The sequence below is a fragment of the Knoellia sp. LjRoot47 genome (assembly GCF_964253435.1).
Lineage (GTDB): Bacteria > Actinomycetota > Actinomycetes > Actinomycetales > Dermatophilaceae > Knoellia.
This window is the reverse complement of the sequence record NZ_CAXUQS020000001.1, coordinates 2,340,083-2,359,780: the sequence shown is the minus strand read 5'-3', so window position 1 is coordinate 2,359,780 and position 19,698 is coordinate 2,340,083. Positions and strand designations below refer to the sequence as shown.

Sequence of the window (19,698 nt, the reverse complement as noted above, 5' to 3'; positions counted from 1 at the left end):
GTCAGCGGCCGACGCTGCTCATGGCGCGGTTGAACAGTGCTTGGAGCTGGTCCTCGGCGACCGTCCAGATCACCGCGACGAGCCCGGCGGTCATCAGGGTGATGAGCACCCAGCCGGGGACGTCGCCGCGCTCACGACGGCGGCCGGCGCTGTCGGCGAGGTCGAGGGCGGAGAGCTGCGCCCGGACGAGGGATCGGGTGATCGTGTGCATGGGTCGTGCCTTTCGGAAGGTGTCACATCGTGAAGTTGAGGAACGAGAAGCCGGGGTAGACGGCAAAGAGGACGGTCACGGGGAGCACCAGGAAGACGACCGGCACCATCATGGCGATCTCCTTCTTGCCGCCGGCCTCCATGACGAGGCGGCGGCCCTCCTCGCGCACGTCCTGGGCCTGTGCCCTCAGGACGTCCGCGAGCGGGGTGCCACGTTCGACGGCGATGACGATGCCGTCGACGAAGCGGGTGAGGCTCATCAGCCCGGTGCGGTCGGCGAGCCCGTGCAGGGCGACCGGGAGGCTGGCGCCGGCGCGCGCGTCCGCGAGACAGCGCCGCAGCTCGTCGGACAGCGCCCCGTGCGAGAGCCGGCACACCCGCTCCAGCGCACCCACCGCACCCTCACCCGCCCCGACCGCGAGCGCGAGCAGCTCGGCCACGGTGGGGAACTCGGCGAGCATCCGCTGCTCACGCTTCGTGGCCCGGTGGCTGAGGAACCAGTCGGCCCCGGCCACCCCCGAGATGACCCCGATGCCGGTGAGCAGGAGGACGAGCACGGGGCTGGAGCCCCGGGTCACCGCTGCGAGCGTGCCCAGCGCGAGCATCCCGGCCCCACCGGTGATGCCCCAGATCACCTGCTGGGCCCGGAATCGGTCGAGGTCGGGCTGCAGTCCGGCGCGGAGCAACCGCTGGCGCACGGACGCCGCGCCACCCATGACCCGCTCGACGTGTCGCCCGAGCTCACCGAGGACCGGTGCGAAGAGCGTCGCGAACACTCCTGAGCGTGGAGGGTCGCCTGCGAGGAGGTTCGAGGGTCGCGGCGTGTCCGTGAGGTAGGGCAGGACCCGGTCCGACAGCCCCGCACGCCGGTGGCGCGGAAGCCCGAGCCAGACGAGGAGAAGGCCCAGACCTGCGAGCAGCCCGAGGACGGCGCCGGAGCGGGCGAGCGTGCTCACCGCAGGACCCGCTCGTCTTCGGGGAGCCGCCCGATGCGCACCATGAGCCAGTAGGCCACCGCGGTGAGGACGGCGCCGGCGAGGAGCACCATCGCCCCGGTCGTCGACGAGTAGGCCTGCACCGACTCGGGCCGGGTCGACAGCATCGCCAGGACGATCCACGGTGCGGCGACGGCCAGGCGTGCCGCGCTCACCGTCCATCCAGTAAGTGGGTAGTAAACCCGCAGGTCAAAGGCTTGCGATGCAGATCCCGCACACGCCGAGGATCGCTCCTTGTGCTGGTCCGGGCACCTCTCGGCTCAAGCCGAGGTCGGTAGAGACCGACATCCGTCAGGAACACCTCGTACCGGAACACCGGCGCACCAGGAATCCCTGACAAGGAGCCCGAGATGGCCAACCGCTCGACCCTCAACGACAACCTCCCGCCACGCATCAGCGTCGACACCGGCAGCCGCCGCACCGCCGTCATCGTCGGCATCGGCGACGCGTACGTCGCCGGAACCGTCTTGCTGAACGACGAACCGCACGCGGCCAATGGGAAGTGGGCTGTGCCAGTCTCGCCCGAGTTCGGGTACGGCGACGCGATCGTCGATGTGATCGACAAGGCGCTGAACCACAAGCCCTGGCGCGACCAGGCCGTTGCTTGGTGGGCACAGCGCGGCGTTGTCATCCCCGACGACGCAACCCCGTTCATTCAGACTGTCGAGAAGATTAACCACCCGAACCGGCGACGCGGAAAGCCTGTCACCGTCATCGAGTACGGCTCGACGTTCGGCGCCCACGCCCTCGCAGTCGGGGTGTGGATGAAGTTCGACCGACGCGCTCGTGTCGTGACGATCCCGTTCAACGCGGACACGGGCTGGTCGCGCGAGTTCGGTGGATCCGGGCGGCTCGCTGACTACTACCCGGCACCCTTGGTCGAGCCCGTCCTTCGGCCGGATCTGTTCCCGGATGGGATCTACCCGGACGGGTGGCTCGACGGCGAGGACTTGTCCCAGACCGGCGCGAAGGACCTTGTTGCTGCGTGGGACGTTGGACAGCGAGCCGCCGCACGATGGGTGGAGCGAAGCCACCGCCTCACCCGTAGTCTCCGCGTTCTCGGCCCGCACGAGGAGCCCGGTGTGGCCGCCTCGCTCTTGCGCGATGACCGTGACTACCTCGCTCGGTGGTACGGCCGTCAGCCGAGTCTGAGGGTGGCGTGAGGACCGTGGCACCGGCTGCCGATACCCAGAGCAATACCGAGATCGACGATGAGGACCTGATGACCGCAATGACGATCGTGCCGGGCACGCCCGGTGCCGCCACGCCTTGGGATGACCTGCACGCGATGTGGGCTGCTGCACCCACGTCCTGGGACTGGGCGTTTGGGGACGCCGCCCTTATCGCATTGGCTGGCTCGGCCTGGCGCGCAAACCGGCTGCTCCGCCGAGCCAAGCGCGTCCCTTCTGGCGCATCTGTGGTTTACCGAGGCGTCCGCATCACCGGCCGCCCAGACGGCACCCACGCCCTCTCGCGACACGGGCACCTTCCCCTCGTCATCGAACACGTCGCCTACAACGTGGACGGCCGACGGCGCACCGCCTGCATCTGGCCCGACAGCGACCTCTACGCCTGACCGCTCAAGTCCGGGCCAGGAACTCGCTCGGCGCCAATACGAAGGACCCCCAACCACACTTGGTTGAGGGTCCGTCGTGCTAGGAACGCGGCACTCTAGGGAAGCCAGTCACTGCGCCACGTAGAACGTGCCCTCCTTCGCGATGGCATCGTCGTTGGGCCGCTCAGGCATTGCAGGAGCCTGGTCACGAAGGTTTCTGAGAGTGCCTGTCACGGAGCCCGGGACAACGGACTGGCTGGGTGGGCTCGTCGCGCGCGTGGTCGAGACGAGTTGTCCCTTCGCGTTGACGGCGACGTGGACGTCACTGACGAACTGGTGACTGGCCAGCAATGACCAGCCGAGCCGGGTGGCGAGACCATCTGAATAGGCAGCGTTCGTGGCGGCGACTCGCGCGACGTAGCACTTAACGCCGCCCGACTTTGCTTGCTCCGGCGTGCATTCGGCACCTGCTGCCGACGTCACGTGATCGAGCAACGCCAGTTGCACGAACGGGTTCGTGTCCGTTGCTGACGTGAAGACGGCGTGACTTCGCGTCGGGTCGAAACTGGTCCACGTGGCCTTCTTTGGCACGGCCTCGCCGACTCTCGCGAGCAATGCGCCGTCAGCCGGGCTGAGGTCTAGCCGTCCCCCATCGAAGAAGATCTCCCTGTCTTTGCCGTCGAACCGCAAGTCTGCGAAACCACCCTTGGGTGAGATGGTCCCGGCCCCGCTGCTTTGGCCCTTCTTCCCAGACGAGTCCGTGGCGAACGTATGAACCGACTGCCAGTCTGCGCCTGCGACCTTACGCGTGGCCTTCAGTGACGCTGAGACCTCAGACCAGGCCGTGGGAGTCGCACCCTTTACGGGCGAGCGGTCGGCGTTTGCGCCGTAGCCGTCCGGGATGTCAAGGCCGTCCGGCCACCCGAGCCCTCCCCAGTAGTTGTTCTGGCCGATCGCCCAGATCTCCCAGCCGCTCCCCTTCCGGGTCAACTTGTAGACAGCCCGGAAGTCGCCCGCTTGGAGCGTCTCGAAGCCCGAGGCCCCGGTGAGCCGGTACCCAAACTGTCCCTTGTACTCAAGGTCGAGCAAGTCATCGGGATAGTCCGGGTCAAGAACAGGCTTGACGCTTTGGGAACCGATCACGACGCCTGGCGCAGCCCACTTACAGGGCTTTCCGCCGTTCAAGCGCGGTTCCAAGGAGCCGGTCAACTGCCTCTTGCCGTCTTTGGTTGCCAGCCACTCGGACAGACCCGGCCCGAACACCTCGGTCGGGCTGTCCTTGCTGGTGGAGCAGAGCCAATCCCGGTCGGCGTGCGCCTCGGCGAGATAGCCACCGAGCCACCGCGTCGCGTCCTCGACGTCGGTGGCGCTGAACTTTCCCGTCGCAGCAGGCGAGATCTCCACTGACGACCTGAACGCGTCGGTGATCGACGACACGGTAGACATCGGTGTGGCGGGTGCCGTCTGGAGTGCCACGACTTCTGGAGCGACCGCGCCTTCTGGCGAAGGTCCACCCGGGCTTCCTGTGCCGCATCCAGCCAAAAGCAGACCGGCGGTCAGCGCCGTCCCAACAATCCCAGCGCGCAAAACTGCACCCCTCAATGACAACTCCCCGAATGTGACGAGGTGGTGTCTATCAGAGACTTTGCCCCGGCGTTTGACGATTCGCCCAACTTGACCGACAAACCGAGGTGGGGGTGGCTAACCCTGGATCGTTCGGCCCCACGACACCCGTCCTAATAGCGGGCGTACGACACCCCAGGCCCGCGTTGGCTAGGGTCAGACTTGGCTCGTCCCCCGAATTTTGTGCCCGCTTCGGGCTCCACATTGACTCAGGCCACGCTCCCGGTGCTACTTGGCCCGGCCCACACTCACCGTCGCCAGACGTTCAAGGTCGGCTTGCGAGTTGACTCCGCGGTCGCCGGTACCCCAGGTGCCAGTTACCACGGCGATGGCGTCTCCGCTGACCTTTGCCACGGTCACTGTCGTTCCCGGCGGTACCTCCGGGAAGCCGATCGCTGACGTAGTCGACCGCCGGACCACGCTGCTCGCACCGCCAGACGTGACCTGTTTCTCCGCAAAGGCGTACTCGTCTACACCGCCGGACTTCCAGCGCGTGCACGCGGCCACCGCCTTCCGGTACGCGCTCAGCGCGACTGCCGCCTCTGCCGGAGACCGGTACACCAGCACCCGTGACGTGAGGTACTCCGAGCCCTTAGGGACCGTAGTGACCCACCCACGCGCTTGATCAGCGACCGGCTTCGGCGTAAGCAGCGCCCGCGACTGATGGACACACGCCGGGCGATCGGACCGCTGATCACCGCTCCCCTCAGGGTCCGCGTCACGGTCCTGATCCCACCCGCGATCGGGGAGGTCCCCATCGACAAGCACGGCGGTCTTGGCACGATCAGCGGCCGGTCGACTCGTGGGCGTGGGCTTAGCGGTCGTCAGCGTCGGCGTCGGTGTCGCGGTCGGTGTCGTCACCGGCTTGGACGAGGACTTTTGCAGGGTCGGCGTCGGAGCCGCGGCTGGGTCGCCATCACCGCCGCATCCGGCTAGTGCGAACACGACAACGGCTGTCATCGCCACTCTGCTTCGAAGGTGCGCCACGGGCGCGAGTCTAGGAACGCCAAGACCTCCGGGTCTCCGAAACCGCCGGTCAAACCGCGTGGATCCTGCCGGTCCGCTCAAGAGCGATGGTCCGGGCGCCGATCTTGACAGGTTGCGGCTCTTCAATCACCAAGTCTCCCCTGCCAGGGACTGAACCGCAGACATCACCCGGACCGCCAAGTCTCCCCTTCCAAGGACGCGCCCGGCGGAGGCTCCCAGCCCTACTGGGCGGGGAGCCTCTTTCCTTGCCCGGCGCGTCCGCGATAGCGGCGGTCCCCTGCTCGGGCACACTCACGACCGTGACTGCTCTGCCTGCGACGCCACTCCCGTCCACGAGTGCCACTGTCACTGCCACGGCGCACGTACTCTCCCCGTTGTCCGACAGGGAGTACCAAGCGCTCCTCGACGACATCCGGGAGCGAGGCGTCCTCGTCCCCGTCGAGATCACCGAGGACGGCGAGGTCCTCGACGGCACCGAACGCCTCCGGGCCGCGCGAGAGTTGGGCATCACCTCCTACCCACGCGTCGTCCGCAGTGGCCTGACCGCCCAGGAGCGCATCGCTCACCGGCTGGCCGTGAACACGCACCGGCGACACCTGACCGCGTCACAGCGGCGCGCAGCCGTGCTCGCTCTCAGTGACGCGACTGGCTGGTCGACGCGTCGACTGTCAGCCGCGACCGGCGTTTCCCAGTCAACGGTCGCGCGAATCCTTGGAGCGGTCCCCGACGAGCCGACAGGTGAACCGTCCGGGTCACCTGTGATCCCGCGAGTCACTGGCGCCGACGGAAAGTCCTACCCGGCGCGGCGACGCCCCACGTCCGTGTTCGTCACCACGCGAGCCGAAGAGGCGCGCGCCCGTGACGCTCTCGCCACGCTCGGTGACAGGGCACCCGGGCGACCCGTCGATCTCCGGCGTGCCGAACGGCTCGTCCGCGACGCCGCATCCCAACACCGACGGGACGCCGCCCAACACGTCGCCCCAGTGACAACCGTTGGCGACCGTGCAACAGTCGCCCACTGCGATATTCGCGACCTACCCGTCGACCCCGGCACCGCCGACCTGATCCTGACCGACCCTGACTACACCGCGGCCGGGATGGCTGCCGGGACATTCGAGGACCTCGCAGAAATGGCCTCCGTCTGGCTGCGACCCGGCGGCCTTCTCGTCGCCTACTCCGGGCAGATGCACCTTCCCGATGCGATCACAGCGCTCGGCCGACGGCTGACGTACTGGTGGACGTACGCGGTCCTCGGCGACGCCTCCTCCGGCGTCGGACAGGTCCGCCAGCGCGGACTCGGCACTGCGTGGAAACCGCTGCTCGTGTACCGGCAGCCCGGAGGCGTGAACCTGCCGCCGTGGACCCTCGACGTCATCCGAGGACCCGGGCGGGCGAAAGCCAGCGGCCACGCGTGGGAGCAAGCGCAAGGCGAGGCCGAGCAGATCATCACCACGCTCACCAAGCCGGGCGACTTGGTTGTGGACCCCTACTCCGGATCAGGCACGACGGCGGCCGCCGCAGTTCAGACAGGTCGTCGTGCAATCACCGGCGACCACAACCCGGCAGCGGTCCATCTCACTCTCGAACGGCTCGCACCCGCGTAGCAGGGCTTAGCCAAGGGGTTGGATCTCCGCGATCCGGAGTACCACTTCGACCCGCACCTGGGTGACTGCGTTGGAGACCCAACGGAGCGCGGGACGGACGCGGGTTCCGGTCAGTCGTCCTTGCGGGCACCACGGAGTACGTCTCCGGACTGCTTGGCGGCTGTGAAGCGCCCTGAGGAGGTTGTGCGTGTGGTCCAAAGCGCGATGGACTTCGAGGTCCGCACCGCGCGCTGGGGCTGGCTGCTGCGCTCACGACGCGTGCTGCTTCTAGCCATTTGGGCCTCCACTATCCGGTTCGGTCCTGACGTGAGTGTGGCGCGAGGGACTGACAATGTCCATCATCACTTGCTTCCTACGTAGTGGCCCAAGTAGAGCCAGGCCACTACTACCCACAGCGCGAGAACCGCCAGCGGGGTTCCCCAGCGGGTCACCCACTGGAGCCGACGCGCCAGCGACGTCCGCTCTCGGGTCAGCACGAGCGCGGCACCGAAGGTGGTGGGTACGACCACTACCGCCAGCGCTGATGAGTCCAGGCTGTGACGGAAACCGAGGTAGGCGGTGATTCCGACCGAGACCCAGGTGATCACGTGGATGACCGTCGCAGAGAATCGAATGCTGCGGGCCACCTTGAGTCGAATGTTGATGGTCCCGCGGCGGTCGCGGTCGGGTTCGGACGAGTAGAGGGCGTAGTGCTCCGATGACCGGGCCAAGCCGTTGAGCAGCGTGTGTTCTAGCCGCTCATCGTCCAAGCCCCGCAGTTCTGCCCTGGCGATCTCTGCCGCTTCGTCCCTGACCCGAATCACGATGTGGTTGCTGCGCGCGTCCCTGATCTCGACAGGCTGTCGAACCCAAGATCCCCACTTCGCAACTCGGACGGGAACTTGTCGCTGCGACGTGACAACGAACGGCCGGTCAAGCGGGACGTCACAGTAGACAACCGTCTCCCAGCGGCGCCCAAAGTCAGCCAACGCAACAAGCGCGGCCGACTCCCGCGGATGGGAAACCTGCCTCGCCAAGTCCTCGACGAACGTGTGCAGCGCGTGTACGGCCTTCGGAATATCGGACCATTGCGAGATGTGGTCGGTCTGTGCGAGAAGGGGCACGGCCAGCAATGGGTTGTCGGCTGACGATGTTCGGCTCTGGCCCTCTCCCAAGGCGGAGCGGAGGATGCCGCCGATAGTGCCGGACTGCGTACGAAGGTCTTTGACCTGACGCGGAGACAATGCGAAAGGCGTTCGGGGCGCCCTGGGGGTCCACGGATACCGGCCGCGCAGTCCTGGGAACCTCTTCAGCAGCCAGAGGGCAAATGGCACGACGATCGCTGACTCCAGCCACTCCCTCGCACGGTCGGTTCGTGACTGCTGCGACGGTTGCGCCGGGCTGAGGAGGGCGAGCCCCTCTTGCAGATAGACGAGAAGTGCCCGCCGGAAGAAGACGTGACGGCGCCTCACCCGCACCCACGGGTATGGCGTGAACTCGGCGATGGCCTTGATGAACTCGGCAACCCCCTCGGTCGTCCCAACGCCTTCATCCTCTGCAAGCCGGATCACGTGGGCCGCCTCGATCTCGGCGGTGGCCCCACGAGGTACCACGTACGCGGGGTGTCCGTCTACGGTCACGTCGTAGCCAAGCAGGGGCGCTTTGGGCAGGCGCTCAATGGGGAGAGCAACGCGAGCCTGTTGTACTCGCGCGCCATCGACACCGATGACGCCTTGAAGCGGTTCCACCATCAGCGAGCGGTGACGGGTCGCGAACCGAGCCGTGTCCACGGATATCTGCTCGACGGTCCGGAGACGCCACTCCTCCGAGGAAGCCATCAGACGCAAGGCCACGTCCAAGTCGCCGCTGAGGTCGACCGATCCAGGCTCCACCTGCGCCTCTCTGCGACGTCCGAAACCGATGCGCACGCGATGCCCCCTCCGTATGTTCCGCTCAGGATGCCCCAAGGCGTTCCAGCGTTGGACAGACTCGCCGCAGGTGGGCACGTCGTCCGACACCTTCGGCATTCAAGATGCCGGAGACCGGGGGGTGTTCCCCTCGCTTGAGGGGCGGGGGTTTCCGTCGTGGCGGGGCTCCGGGGGCGGGGTGACCGGGGGTTTCCCCGGGGTTCCCGGGTGGACCCCTTCTCGGCTGCGATGGTGTGCGCGTGAGGGGTGGGATGCGGGGTCGGCGACCCGGGTGTCGTTAGGGGTTCCCCGGGGGCAGGCGTGAGGGGTGAGCGCAGCATTCCGGGCGTTTTGGGCTGGGGCCTCAAGGGCGGCGCGCTGGGTGCCGAAGTCGACGGAGTCGACGGAGGCACCCAGCGGTCCCCGCGGCCCCAGCCCTGTTCCCCTGATGCGCGTGACCCCCTCGCTCGCCAACGGGGCACCCGGGCCACCGGCCTGCTCGACCGCATCCCACCCCTCACGCCACGCCCTCCCGCAGCGCAGGAGGGGACTCACCTGTACTCCGGGAAACCCTCGAAGCCCCCACCCCTCGGAGACCCTCCCCGACCGAAGCCCCCCGCCCCCAACACAGGAGGGAACACAGAGGGTGGGTGAGTTCCCCGATGCTCCTGCCTACGGAGCGGTTTGGCCGGGGGTGTCGTAAACCAGCGACGAGGGCAGCGGCAGTGGCTTGGGCCCGGTGACGTGGTCGGGGAGGGTCGGCCCGAGGGTGTTGAGGATGGCGAAGGCGATCCCGGCGAGGATGACGCAACCTGCAGCGAGGGCGCGGGCGCTCGGGCCGTCCGTGGGGTGCGGTGCCAGCCGCGTGAAGGTGTTCGCGTTCGACCCGGCGTCGACGGCGTGGGTGTTCTCGTGAGTCATCTGGGGTCTCCGGTGGCTACGGGAGGAGGGCGCCGCGGAGGTGCATCCACGCGGTGAGGAGTTCGTCGGCGTGAGTGTTGGCGTCGGTGTCGCTGACGGGGGCGGGTTCGGCCCGGCGGTGTTGGATCGACACGAGGATGTCCCGGTACGTGTGTGCCGCGCTGGCCGCCGATGTGCCGCTCAGCATCACGACGAGGCGGTTGGCGACGTCCACAGATGTGGACCAGTCGCCGTCCTGAACAGCGGCGTGGCCGACGGCGAGCAGGACGGTCGCGGCTTGCTGTGTGCGCGGGTCGAGGTCTGCGCTCACGGCCGGTCCGCCTTGTCGCGTTCCCAGCGGGTGCGGCGCCCGTCCTGAACTCCGGCCGTCCACGCCAGGTTGCCAGCCAGAGCGTGTTCGACGGCTGCAGCGATGACGGCGTTCCGGGACGCCCCGGTGGTCTCGGCGATGTCGTCGACCTGGGCGGCGAGGTCCTCCGGCAGGCGGAGGATCGTCTGCCTCACCTTCGGGGCACCATCCCTACCGGCACTGGCCTTCTTCTTCGTCGTGGCCATCAGACCGTCACCTCCATCTGCATCTTTGTCCGGATCCTGCGCGCCTCACTACGGTCGATCCCCGTCCGGTCGACGAGTTCGGGCACGGGGATCGTGGGGTCCTGTGCGAGGAGAGCACGCACAGCAGCGGCCTTCGACCCCGCGCGCGCAGGCCGCGATTCCGCGGACTTCCTGGTCTGGGTCGTCGTCGATGCTACGGGCTGAGGTGAAGCGGCCACCGGCGCCGCCGGTGTGGACGACGGGGCTGGCGTGCTCTTGCGGGTTCGACGGGCGGGGAGTCCAGCACGCGCCCGAATCGGGCCTAGGACTGCTTCAAGGCTGAGCGCGAGCACGACGGGCGCTCCGGCGTGCACGAGCCGTGGAGTGATGCCCTCGGGTGCGGCGGCGACGTTCCCAGCGACGGACATTGCCGTACCGACGGTCACGAGTGCCCACGCGTAACCGGTTCCGGTGCGCGACAGGGTGCCGTAGAGGCCAGCAAGGAGCCCGGCCGCGATCAGGCCGTCACACGCCACAGGTACCAACCACGCGAGCACTGGGTCCACTCCTGCGCGAACGCCGAGTGCGTGCAGGCCGGTACTGGACAGCACCGCTGATGCGATGACGAGGACGGCGAAGACGCCGATGAGGGCTCGCACGATGACGGCCTCGGCGGTGGGTGTGAGAGCGGACGGTTGAGGGGACGCGCTCTTACTGGTGGTGGTCACTGGTTCCTCCAGAACGTGATGTCGGCTGCCGATGCTTATACTGATACTAGTATCGGTTACTGACATCGAGGGGTTGAGTGGAATGGGGCGGATCATCGTGCCGAGCCCGGCATTCGAGGAGGTCCGGGTCGCGGGCCTGGAACCCGGCGTCGACTGGATCAGCGACGGGTCCGGGCTGGTGTGGCACCGGGTCCTGCGACTGGACGCGGACTCCGCGGAGGCCACGATCACGGTCGGCGACACGGATGCGTCAGCCGTGACGCTGCCGTGCGATCCGGGCGGGTGGGTGCTCCGGCTGGCCCCGGAAGCCCGCCCGCGGCGCTGAACCGACCGTCCCGTTAGGGACTCAAGGTCGCGAGAGTCCGCGACCGACAACAGATGGACCTCAACCTCTCGTAGGAGCACCCAATGAACTCGACCTCCCTGGCCACCCGCACAGGCCTCGCCGTGCTGGCGTTGACAGCGGCCGTGTCGCTGTCCGCGTGCAGTGGCGGCGACATTCCCGAGTCGCCCACTCCCAGCGCGTCGGTCACCACGGGGACCACTCCAACGACACCTGTTGTGTCGACCGCCCCGTCGCCGACAGCAAACCCCTCTCCCACGACCGTGCCCACGGACGACGTTCCTGCCGCCGTGCAGGCCGCGTTCCCTGGCGGCCAGGCGCCGTCGTGGAAGGACGGAGTCGCCGCCGCGTACCGCGCTCTGGACATCGCGCTCGGCGTGCAGGACACGCTGACCGGTGCGAACCCGGAAAGCAACTACGAGCCGGTCAGGCCACTGCTCACGCCAGAGCGGTGGGCGCGCCTCGCCGCCGAGGCCGACAAGGGAGACCCGGACAACATCGCTGGCGGTCTCGTTCCGACCGTGGCGACCGGTGCGCACGCTGGCACGCTCGTCGTGGACGGCGGACGTCGAGTCGTCCCGACAGGTCTCGCTCGCGGGCCCCAATACGGTCCCGCTGCCGTAGGCCTCCAGGCTGACGACACCAACACCGCGCTCACGGTCCGCGTGCCGGTCACGGCCACGTACTCGACGGCTGACGGGCCCGCTACCCGGCACACCGACGTGACGCTCGCTCTCGTCCCTGTCGGAGACGGCTGGCTCGTATCCGGCTGGCTCACGACCCGGACCCGGTGATCTGATGCGTACCGGCCGCGCCCTCGCGGCAGTCCTCACCGCCGTCACGGTCGGCACGGCTGCCCTGACCGTCTCCGTCGCCCCGGCTCACGCCGGTGACGGAGACGGAGGCGGTATCGGCATCGGGACAGGCACTGGCTCTCACCCCCCGACTCCTCCTGGCGGGACGGTGCCTCCGCCTCGGAGCGACGGCGGAGGCAGTGGAGGCGGTGGTGGCGTCTCGGTCCCGTACACGATCTCGGGGACGTACTGGAAGACGAACCCGACGAGGCTGCCGGGCGTCCCCGGGGCCGCTGGCCGGTTCGCCGGGTGCGGCCGCGACCCTCAAGGACAGTCAGCGGTCGGCGTCACGTGGTCCTACCGTGTCCGTGACTTCTACTCGACGGCAGGCGAGGCCGGGATCGTCACTCGCGCCGTCCCTGCCTCGTTGAAGACGCGGTGCCTGTTCCCGCCGCGGTACCGCCGCGAGACGTGGGTGTGCCCGGTGTCACTGTCAGCGACGATCACCCGTCAGGACTCGCCCATCTGGGACCTCAACGGGCGCGTAAAGATGGCGTCTCAGACGACCACGTTCGGCAAGTCACGCGCTCTCAATGCGTGCGGTGGGACGTACTCGCTATCCATCAACACGCCCCTGTTGACCTGGGCGCGGTACTCCGCGGCCGCCTCAACGCAGGTTGTCAGCGGTCTCGTCAGGATCTACACGACGGTGGACCCGCGAACCGGTCGCGTTCCCGCTCCGGCGTTGGATGGTCGGTGGTCCGCGCCGTACACAGTCAGCCCGGCGACCGCCCGCGCGCAGACGTCGTGTCGCGGCACGATCACTGGATGGGACTACACGCTCCCGGGTGGCGGGTCGTACACGTTCACGTCCCGTGACTGCCCGAGCACGGGCCCGTCGATGGTCACGTGTGCAGTGAAGGGCGCTCCGACGATGGCGTGGACTGACCCGGCAACTCGGAAGACGGTCACGCGCAAGGGCGGCACCGGCGCTGCTGGGCACCTGATTGACGACGGCCGTACGTGGAAGGTCACGTGGCCGAAGCCGCGCCTCACCGGCGCCGCCAAGGTTCACTCGTCGACAACGACGCTCCGGCGCACCGGGTCGCCGTGGCGCGACGGTAAGCCGCTCAACGTCCAGCCCTTCGTTGCCGACGTCGGGCAGACCCGGGCCGGGCTCGTCAACACGCCCTGGGCACACGCGTGGCAGGCCGCGTCAAACCCCGCAGGGGGACCCACCAAGACGTGGCTCGACTACAAGGTCGACGCCGACTGGCGCACGACCGTCCCTGTCATCACATCCATCAACACGAAAACCGGCGCGATCACGCTGGGATCGCGCCCTGGCACGGTCCGCGCCATCGGCTACTGCGAGTCCGACCCGCTCGTCATCACCGCCACTCGCGCCCGGCTCACGAACTAAGCCGGGCCCCTTGCCACGACGTGGCCGCGATGTCGGACCTTCCGTGGATGCTGAAGGGACGACACCGCACTCTTCACTGGAGGTTCACGTGACCGAACCGACCCACGGCGGCTACCTCGTCCCCGTCCGCGTAGACCCGTTCACCGGGGACCGGTCCGTGCTGTGCTTTCTCGACGCAAACTTCTGGGGCTTTGAGCCGAACGGTTGGGCAATCTGGTGTCCCGCCTGCTCGGCGCTCGTGTCGGAGATCCTGCCTGGCACGAACACGATTCCGGACCTGGAGTCCGCTCCGGCAGAGGTCTCGGACCCGCACTGGCAGATGGAGGTGCGGCTCTCCGAGGAGCACGCGGCCGCGATGGCGTCGCAGGACGAGGGTTGGACGGCGGTGCTGACGCACGCCGCGCGGCAGACAGACGTCGCGCCGTAGGAGCGGGTCCCCGTCGAGGGCCCGGAGCGCGGGGACACCACCCGCTCTCCGGGCCTTTCTCTGTGCCCTCCACACCGCTCCAGACCAGCACCGAACGGCAGTCGTTAGGACAGGAGAGACCGGTCGATAGAGACCGATCACGACAGCACCACCCGACACAGCCAGGAGCCCGAAATGACCGCCATCGCCACTCGCCCCACCGCCCACCGGACCGCCGCTGAGGCGCTGCGCTTCTTCGACTCGCCCGAGGTCCTCGCCGCCGACGCGCGCTGGGACGCGTACCGGCGCGACCTCGCAATGGCCGACCTCGACCTCGCCGACGGGTGGCTGACCGCTCCGGCGCCGTTCGTCGGGCAGGTCACCCCGGAGCGCCCGGTGGTCGGGAACACCGCCCACCGCACTGGCGCACGCGCCCGCTACGGGACCGCAGGCATCGTCGCCGCGTTCGTGTCGAGCGCAGGCGTCGGGTCCCTCCTTGTCCACGCGCTCAACAGCGCCATCGCCTGAATCTGAAGGAGATTGTGAGATGGAGAGCCTGACGCAGCGGCTGTTCTGCTGGGCGCTGACCGCCGTGCTGGCGCTCGTCGTCTACGGGCAGGCGCAGGAGCACCTTGTCACTCCGGCGAACGCCGGGGTCGCGCGTTTTAGCGCGTGTCTTGACGCGGCGGCGTCCGGGTCGTCGTACGTCACGGGCGGCCGCTGCCGATAACGGTGATCGCCGGTGGGCAGGTGGGAGGTTGAGGGCGCTCAGGTCGGGTCCTCCTAGTGCCGATGTCTGGTGAACAGACATCTCCTCGCCTGAAAGGGGCGACCCGAATGACTCGCACACCAGACGGGTACCGGTACGCCGGACCCACGCTCCCCCGCACCGTGATGGGCCGCGTCCACGCGACCCGCGCGCGACACGACGCCCGGTTCTGGAGGGAGCAAGGCACCCCGCTGCCGCTCGCGAACTTCGCTTCCGCGCTCATCGAGTCGCGGCTCGACAAGCCGACCACGTGGCGGCCACTCGTTCGACCGGACGCACGCCTCACGCGTGACTACGACCCCGACCGTGCTGTCCTGCCGCTGATGGCCCCAGTGCACGTCCTTGACCGGATCGACGAGATCGTCGCCGAGCGCGTCGACTGGACCCGCGTTGGTGTCGTCACCGCGCTCATCGTTGCGGGTCTCGACCGGCTCGACGCAGACCACAAAGCGCGTGCGGGAGGGGACGGCCGGGCAGCCCGACGGGTCGACCGGTTTTTCGCGACGGTTCGCCCGGACACGCGCTACCTGACTGCGGCTGAGCGCGCGGAACTGGACGGCACTCGATGAGCGCCGTGGCAGCGCGTGTCCTCGTCGCGGTTGCGGCGCTGGTCGCCGTGTCGACGTCTGGTGTCGCCCCGGCTTCCGCGGCACCCGTTCCCGTCATCGCTTACTCGGCTGCGGCTGCGGTGGCCGATGACGGGCTCCTGTCGACGACCCCGGACAACGGCGCACCGATCGCACCGTCCACGGACACCGCCGGGTCTCGGTACTGGACGCGGCTCGATGTCGTCCCCACGAGCAAGGCAGAGGGACGCGCTGGTATCACTCTCCGGCTGCCTGCTCCGACCGGCGCCCGCTACGTCGCCGCAACGCTCGCCGTTGTCGGCCACGACGAGACCACTGTCCCGGTCGCTGGCGACGGTTCCGTCACCGCGACCGGTGTACGGCTCTCCGCAACTGCCGGTGCGTCCACCCTCTTCGCGCTGGCTGAGGTCACAGCCGGTGACGGACAGACCGTGACGCACACGGGGTTCGTGAACGGTCGGACCACGAATGCGGTCCGCCACGCAGTAGACGCGGATGCACCGGCGTACGGCGGCGCCGAGTGCGACGGCGACCTCAACGACGGCGCCGTGCTCGGCGAGTGCACCGCAACCGCGTCTGGGATCACGGGCCCGGAGACGTGCGTGAACACGTCCACGATCGCGGTCACCCTCCCTGCTCGTGACGGTGCCGCACCGACCCGACGCGCCCTGTCCGACTACCGGAACGCGACCCTCGCCGGAGGACAGCGAGCGGTGTGCGACCTTCCGGCTGCCGTGCAGGAGCGGGAAACGAGCGCCCTGACCGTCCGGAACGCGGCTCACACAGGCACGGTGCGCGCGACCGACGCGGCCGACCTGCTTACGTCTCGGGTGTACACGCAGGCCGACCCGCGTGTCGGAGACGCGACCTCGATCGGTGGCGTCATCCCAGCCAACGCGGTCCTGGGCCGGTACTCCGCGGAGATCCTGGCGACTTCCCGCGCGTGCATCATCCGTGAGGATGGCGTCGCGGACGTGTGCGCTGCACCGGTGATCGTGACTGACGACGTGTCGCGGGGCACGCTGTCGTGGACGTGCAACGGGCTCGAATGGGAGGACGGCTGGGTCGCTCGTCCGGCTGGCTCGTTCGCGCGCGGCGCGTGCGAGACGCCGAAGGAGCCGAAGAAGTCGGAGACGCCGGTGCACCGCGTCACGTCCATCAGTGCCGACGTCGGCGGTGGTGGACCGCATCGGCCCGTCGGCCCGGCCGGGGTTGCCGCCCTCATATCCGCCGCTGCTGGTGCCGTGCTCGTACGACGGCGGGCGGCAGGCGCGGTGGACTGACGCGCCGCGCACTCGAACTGCCACACCAGAGGGCGGTCATCCGGAACTCCGGGCGACCGCCCTCGCTTGTGCGCCTCGGCCGACTTGGGCCAGCGCTCGTTAGGACCCCTCCGGTCAGGAGATACCGACCTCAAGGACACGTCCGTGCCCGCCGATATCTCACGAACAGCCCCGACACCAGAGCCCTCCCAGGAGCACCCGAAAATGCGTACACGCACCCTCGCCTCCGCGGCCGCCATTGCCGCCGTCGCCGTCTCGCTACTGCCCGCCAGCGCCGCTCGGGCCGCTGACACTCCTCCAGAGGTCATCACGATCGTGGACACCACCGAGGTGGGGAACTCACGCCCGATCACCCTGACCCCGACGATCACTGCGACCGTCCCGCACGTCGTCGACGCGACGTCGCCCTGGACAGACATCACGGTCACGCTCCGCTCAACCGACACCGCTCCTGTCACGGGCATCGCCCTCGCCCTCGACCCGTCCGGCGGCCAATTCACGATGTGCGGCACACTCCCGGCAGGCGGTGACCTCTCCTGCAGCGTCCCGGGGCGTCTCTACGGCACGTACGCGGACAACGTCACCCTCTATCTCGCACGTGGGATCGGCACCGGCTCCCCGAGCCCTCTCGGGAGTGTCCAGTCGACTCTTCGAGCCGAACAGCGGCCGATGACCACCCAGTCGCTGAACGCGAGCCCGGCCCTCATTGCAGTCGGCGACTCGACCCGTGTGACCTGGACCCGCCACAACCCGAACCCGGTCGCGTCTTCGGACACCTGGGGCATCGACGGTGAGGAGTGCCCCGCCATCGACCCTTGGTCCGCAGCGACGTGCAGCGTGGATATCACACCGTCACAGCCGGGGAGGTCGGTCACCGGGTCGGTCCACCACCCCGGAAACGACGTCGTGATGCTGACGCCGGTTCCGGTCACAGTCGTCGCCTGGCCGACCCCGACGATCGCTCGCGCAGACAACGGGGACATCGACGTCACCCTCTCCAGTGACCCTCGCAACCCGCTCGACGTCACTGCGACTGTCGGCACCGAGACCGTTACCGTCGCCCGTGGAGACTCCAAGGTCGTGCACGTGGGCCACCTGACGGCAGGGGCGCCGCTCACGGTGTCCTTGGGCGCCGCGGACGGTGACGAGACCATCACTCATCGGGTGGCGCTGACCGCACCTGCGGAGATGGGTATCCCAGGCCCGACGACTCCGGACCCGACCACGCCTCGACCGACGACGCCGGAGCCCACGAAGCCCGAGCCCACGAGGCCCGAGCCGACCAAGCCCGAGCCGACCAAGCCCGGCCCTGCGTTGCCGATCGAGGGACCTCCGGTGCACCGGGTCACCCACATTGGCGCGGACGTTGCCCACGGTGGACCGACGCGCTCGGCTGCTCCGGCCGGAGCGGTGTCCGCGCTCTTCGCCGTAGCGGGCGCTGGCCTGGCGCGTCGTCGCCGAATGACTCTGGACGGCTGAGCGATGCGTGCCCTCGCTCGAAAGTTCGCGACCGTCGCCGTGACGGCGGCGGTCGCGGCCGGGGCTGGCGCGGGCGTCTACGCGCTGACCCCGACACCTCAACCACCCGCGGTCTCCGCGCAGACCTTTCCCGCTCGGGGACCTGCCGTTACGGCGCCGACAGACGGCTCGCTTCCGAAGACGTCCCCGCCTGGGGTGACCGTTACGGGCGCGCCTACGCCAGCAGCGCCCTCGGTTCCAACAGCGACGCCAAAGCCGCCGACTGCCGTGGCTGCCGCGCCGACGGGAACGGCGGGTACACCGACGCGGCTGCGCATCCCGGACCTCAGCATCGACGCTCAGATCGTCACCGTGGGCGTGTCCAGCACTGGCGAACTCGACGTCCCGGAGCGCGTCTCGACTGTCGGCTGGGACCGCTACACCGCCGCGGCTGGTGCGCCCGAGGGGACCGCCCTTATCGCGGGTCACGTCAACGGAACCCGCGGACGCCGAGGAGCCCTCTGGAACCTCGCCGCAGCCAAGCCCGGCCAAACCGTCACCCTCGACACCGCGACCGGACGGACCACCTACCGCGTCACCGCCATTCGCCAGGTCCCGAAGACCGGACTCCCCACCGACATCACCCGCGCGGACGGGGGCCACCGGCTCGTGATCGTCACGTGCGGCGGGCCGAAGAGGACGGACGGGCATCATCGGGACAACGTGCTGGTCTACGCCGACGCCATCGACTAACACGCGGGCTACGGTCAGACGGTGGCCACGAACTGGGTGAGCACGACCGCCGGTGCACACCTGTCCGGGCGACGTCGCGTCAACACGTCCCCCGAACTGGTGCTTCGGAAGGCGGTGCACGCGCTCGGAGGCCGGTTCCGGCTCCATCGACGTCTCGCGAAAGGTTGCACGCCGGACTTCGTCCTACCTGGCCGACGCATCGCTGTGTTCGTCGACGGGTGCTTCTGGCACGGCTGCCCTGTCCACGGCCGCCAGACGCCTTGGACTGGACCGAACGCGGACCTCTGGGCCGACAAGATGCGCCGCAACCGTGAGCGAGATGAGAGGTCCACGGCGCTTGCCGAGGACCTTGATTGGACGGTCGTCCGGGTGTGGGAGTGCGAAGTCAGGGCGGACGCGGACGAAGCCGCTCGGAGGGTTCTGTCCGCACCTAACCGTGTCGGCGGCGCGTGACACGATCCGTCTGTGATCCACGTTGACATCGACCGTGTACCGGCGCGCCACCGCGCCGACGTTGAGCGGCGTCTGGCGGTCAGGTACCGACTGGACGACGGGTCGCGCCCGAGCGAGACGATGAGCGAGATGCTGGAGCGGGACCGGTTCTCCGGGAAGGCTGTCTCAGGTGAGGGACGCGGCACGATCTACGGCCTGCTGATGCGCTGGCCAAGTGAGGATGAGCCGTCGTTCTTGCCGACTGTTCGCGCACTGTGGGACGCCGTGGACCTGCCGGTCATCCACTGGACGCCGAGGTCCTCGAAGCCCATCTGAACCCGGACCCCGCAGTCGAACGTTTGTTCGGCGTGGCGCGCCTCCGGCCGCGCCAGCGAGGCACTACAGTC

Annotated in this window: 24 protein-coding genes and 1 pseudogene; 15 read left to right on the top strand and 10 right to left on the bottom strand. The window is 68.7% G+C overall.

All coding sequences use genetic code 11. The features are described from left to right. Position 1: 1 nt before the first annotated feature. The 3 genes and pseudogenes from ACSQ11_RS11415 to ACSQ11_RS11405 form a co-directional block, all read right to left on the bottom strand. Entirely contained in the window at positions 2-211 is a 210-nt protein-coding gene (locus ACSQ11_RS11415; protein ID WP_436005450.1) for a hypothetical protein, read from the bottom strand. A 22-nt stretch (positions 212-233) separates the two neighbouring features. Further along, positions 234-1,166 (bottom strand): type II secretion system F family protein, encoded by a 933-nt coding sequence (locus ACSQ11_RS11410; RefSeq protein ID WP_436005448.1) that lies wholly within the window; start codon positions 1,164-1,166, stop codon positions 234-236. Beyond that, positions 1,163-1,366 (bottom strand): annotated as a pseudogene (locus ACSQ11_RS11405) (type II secretion system F family protein); the annotation flags it as partial. The gene ACSQ11_RS11410 and the pseudogene ACSQ11_RS11405, both read right to left, overlap by 4 nt. Positions 1,367-1,555: 189 nt before the next feature. Between ACSQ11_RS11405 and ACSQ11_RS11400 the strand changes: the two are divergent. Further along, positions 1,556-2,368: a hypothetical protein gene (locus tag ACSQ11_RS11400; protein WP_436005447.1), complete on the top strand. Its 813-nt coding sequence runs from the start codon at positions 1,556-1,558 to the stop codon at positions 2,366-2,368. Positions 2,369-2,373: 5 nt separating this feature from the next. After that, positions 2,374-2,781 (top strand): hypothetical protein, encoded by a 408-nt coding sequence (locus ACSQ11_RS11395; RefSeq protein WP_436005445.1) that lies wholly within the window; start codon positions 2,374-2,376, stop codon positions 2,779-2,781. Between the two features lie 108 nt (positions 2,782-2,889). On the opposite strand, the gene ACSQ11_RS11390 is transcribed toward ACSQ11_RS11395, so the two are convergent. Then, positions 2,890-4,197 (bottom strand): hypothetical protein, encoded by a 1,308-nt coding sequence (locus tag ACSQ11_RS11390; RefSeq protein ID WP_436005443.1) that lies wholly within the window; start codon positions 4,195-4,197, stop codon positions 2,890-2,892. A gap of 414 nt (positions 4,198-4,611) precedes the next feature. Further along, positions 4,612-5,370 (bottom strand): hypothetical protein, encoded by a 759-nt coding sequence (locus ACSQ11_RS11385; protein WP_436005441.1) that lies wholly within the window; start codon positions 5,368-5,370, stop codon positions 4,612-4,614. A gap of 299 nt (positions 5,371-5,669) precedes the next feature. Here ACSQ11_RS11385 and ACSQ11_RS11380 point away from each other — a divergent pair, with 299 nt between their 5' ends. Then, positions 5,670-6,974 carry a DNA methyltransferase gene (locus ACSQ11_RS11380; protein WP_436005439.1) on the top strand — a complete coding sequence of 435 codons (1,305 nt, stop codon included), beginning with the start codon at positions 5,670-5,672 and terminating at the stop codon, positions 6,972-6,974. A gap of 341 nt (positions 6,975-7,315) precedes the next feature. Here the strand turns inward: ACSQ11_RS11380 and ACSQ11_RS11375 are convergent, their stop codons facing one another. From ACSQ11_RS11375 to ACSQ11_RS11355, 5 genes are all read right to left on the bottom strand, one after another. Further along, entirely contained in the window at positions 7,316-8,881 is a 1,566-nt protein-coding gene (locus tag ACSQ11_RS11375) for a hypothetical protein (RefSeq protein ID WP_436005437.1), read from the bottom strand. A 651-nt stretch (positions 8,882-9,532) separates the two neighbouring features. After that, a complete protein-coding gene (locus tag ACSQ11_RS11370) occupies positions 9,533-9,781 on the bottom strand; it encodes a hypothetical protein (RefSeq protein ID WP_436005435.1) in 249 nt (82 codons plus the stop codon). A 16-nt stretch (positions 9,782-9,797) separates the two neighbouring features. Next, positions 9,798-10,091 carry a hypothetical protein gene (locus ACSQ11_RS11365; RefSeq protein WP_436005433.1) on the bottom strand — a complete coding sequence of 98 codons (294 nt, stop codon included), beginning with the start codon at positions 10,089-10,091 and terminating at the stop codon, positions 9,798-9,800. Next, positions 10,088-10,336: a ribbon-helix-helix protein, CopG family gene (locus ACSQ11_RS11360; RefSeq protein WP_436005431.1), complete on the bottom strand. Its 249-nt coding sequence runs from the start codon at positions 10,334-10,336 to the stop codon at positions 10,088-10,090. The genes ACSQ11_RS11365 and ACSQ11_RS11360 overlap by 4 nt, the downstream gene beginning before the upstream one ends. After that, positions 10,336-10,974: a DUF2637 domain-containing protein gene (locus ACSQ11_RS11355; protein ID WP_436005429.1), complete on the bottom strand. Its 639-nt coding sequence runs from the start codon at positions 10,972-10,974 to the stop codon at positions 10,336-10,338. The genes ACSQ11_RS11360 and ACSQ11_RS11355 overlap by 1 nt, the downstream gene beginning before the upstream one ends. A 151-nt stretch (positions 10,975-11,125) precedes the next feature. Here ACSQ11_RS11355 and ACSQ11_RS11350 point away from each other — a divergent pair, with 151 nt between their 5' ends. From ACSQ11_RS11350 to ACSQ11_RS11295, 12 genes are all read left to right on the top strand, one after another. Beyond that, positions 11,126-11,368, top strand: coding sequence for a hypothetical protein (locus tag ACSQ11_RS11350; protein WP_436005427.1), 243 nt, complete (start codon positions 11,126-11,128; stop codon positions 11,366-11,368). A gap of 83 nt (positions 11,369-11,451) precedes the next feature. Then, positions 11,452-12,180: a hypothetical protein gene (locus ACSQ11_RS11345; protein ID WP_436005425.1), complete on the top strand. Its 729-nt coding sequence runs from the start codon at positions 11,452-11,454 to the stop codon at positions 12,178-12,180. Positions 12,181-13,114: 934 nt separating this feature from the next. Further along, complete coding sequence (locus ACSQ11_RS11340) at positions 13,115-13,603, top strand: hypothetical protein (protein WP_436005423.1); 489 nt, start codon at positions 13,115-13,117, stop codon at positions 13,601-13,603. 88 nt (positions 13,604-13,691) lie between these two features. Next, positions 13,692-14,030, top strand: a complete 339-nt coding sequence (locus ACSQ11_RS11335; protein ID WP_436005421.1) for a hypothetical protein — start codon at positions 13,692-13,694, stop codon at positions 14,028-14,030. Positions 14,031-14,204: 174 nt separating this feature from the next. Then, entirely contained in the window at positions 14,205-14,537 is a 333-nt protein-coding gene (locus tag ACSQ11_RS11330) for a hypothetical protein (RefSeq protein ID WP_436005419.1), read from the top strand. 19 nt (positions 14,538-14,556) lie between these two features. Beyond that, entirely contained in the window at positions 14,557-14,739 is a 183-nt protein-coding gene (locus ACSQ11_RS11325) for a hypothetical protein (RefSeq protein ID WP_436005417.1), read from the top strand. A gap of 161 nt (positions 14,740-14,900) precedes the next feature. Continuing rightward, the gene (locus ACSQ11_RS11320; protein ID WP_436005415.1) at positions 14,901-15,347 is read left to right on the top strand and encodes a hypothetical protein; all 447 of its coding nucleotides are present in this window, start codon (positions 14,901-14,903) and stop codon (positions 15,345-15,347) included. After that, positions 15,344-16,648: a hypothetical protein gene (locus tag ACSQ11_RS11315; RefSeq protein WP_436005413.1), complete on the top strand. Its 1,305-nt coding sequence runs from the start codon at positions 15,344-15,346 to the stop codon at positions 16,646-16,648. Before ACSQ11_RS11320 ends, ACSQ11_RS11315 begins: the two co-directional genes overlap by 4 nt. Positions 16,649-16,852: 204 nt before the next feature. Further along, positions 16,853-18,127 carry a hypothetical protein gene (locus ACSQ11_RS11310; RefSeq protein ID WP_436005411.1) on the top strand — a complete coding sequence of 425 codons (1,275 nt, stop codon included), beginning with the start codon at positions 16,853-16,855 and terminating at the stop codon, positions 18,125-18,127. A 267-nt stretch (positions 18,128-18,394) separates the two neighbouring features. Beyond that, a complete protein-coding gene (locus ACSQ11_RS11305) occupies positions 18,395-18,859 on the top strand; it encodes a class F sortase (RefSeq protein ID WP_436005409.1) in 465 nt (154 codons plus the stop codon). 21 nt (positions 18,860-18,880) lie between these two features. Then, entirely contained in the window at positions 18,881-19,312 is a 432-nt protein-coding gene (locus tag ACSQ11_RS11300; RefSeq protein WP_436005407.1) for a very short patch repair endonuclease, read from the top strand. A 12-nt stretch (positions 19,313-19,324) separates the two neighbouring features. Beyond that, positions 19,325-19,627 carry a hypothetical protein gene (locus ACSQ11_RS11295; protein ID WP_436005405.1) on the top strand — a complete coding sequence of 101 codons (303 nt, stop codon included), beginning with the start codon at positions 19,325-19,327 and terminating at the stop codon, positions 19,625-19,627. Positions 19,628-19,698 lie beyond the last annotated feature (71 nt).

Excerpts from the sequence above, each read along its gene's own strand:
- ACSQ11_RS11415 (WP_436005450.1), bottom strand. The coding sequence starts at position 211 with ATGCACACGATCACCCGATCCCTCGTCCGGGCGCAGCTCTCCGCCCTC.
- ACSQ11_RS11400 (WP_436005447.1), top strand. The coding sequence starts at position 1,556 with ATGGCCAACCGCTCGACCCTCAACGACAACCTCCCGCCACGCATCAGC.
- ACSQ11_RS11370 (WP_436005435.1), bottom strand. The coding sequence starts at position 9,781 with ATGACTCACGAGAACACCCACGCCGTCGACGCCGGGTCGAACGCGAAC.
- ACSQ11_RS11360 (WP_436005431.1), bottom strand. The coding sequence starts at position 10,336 with ATGGCCACGACGAAGAAGAAGGCCAGTGCCGGTAGGGATGGTGCCCCG.
- ACSQ11_RS11350 (WP_436005427.1), top strand. The coding sequence starts at position 11,126 with ATGGGGCGGATCATCGTGCCGAGCCCGGCATTCGAGGAGGTCCGGGTC.
- ACSQ11_RS11345 (WP_436005425.1), top strand. The coding sequence starts at position 11,452 with ATGAACTCGACCTCCCTGGCCACCCGCACAGGCCTCGCCGTGCTGGCG.
- ACSQ11_RS11340 (WP_436005423.1), top strand. The coding sequence starts at position 13,115 with ATGGCGTGGACTGACCCGGCAACTCGGAAGACGGTCACGCGCAAGGGC.
- ACSQ11_RS11330 (WP_436005419.1), top strand. The coding sequence starts at position 14,205 with ATGACCGCCATCGCCACTCGCCCCACCGCCCACCGGACCGCCGCTGAG.
- ACSQ11_RS11325 (WP_436005417.1), top strand. The coding sequence starts at position 14,557 with ATGGAGAGCCTGACGCAGCGGCTGTTCTGCTGGGCGCTGACCGCCGTG.
- ACSQ11_RS11315 (WP_436005413.1), top strand. The coding sequence starts at position 15,344 with ATGAGCGCCGTGGCAGCGCGTGTCCTCGTCGCGGTTGCGGCGCTGGTC.
- ACSQ11_RS11310 (WP_436005411.1), top strand. The coding sequence starts at position 16,853 with ATGCGTACACGCACCCTCGCCTCCGCGGCCGCCATTGCCGCCGTCGCC.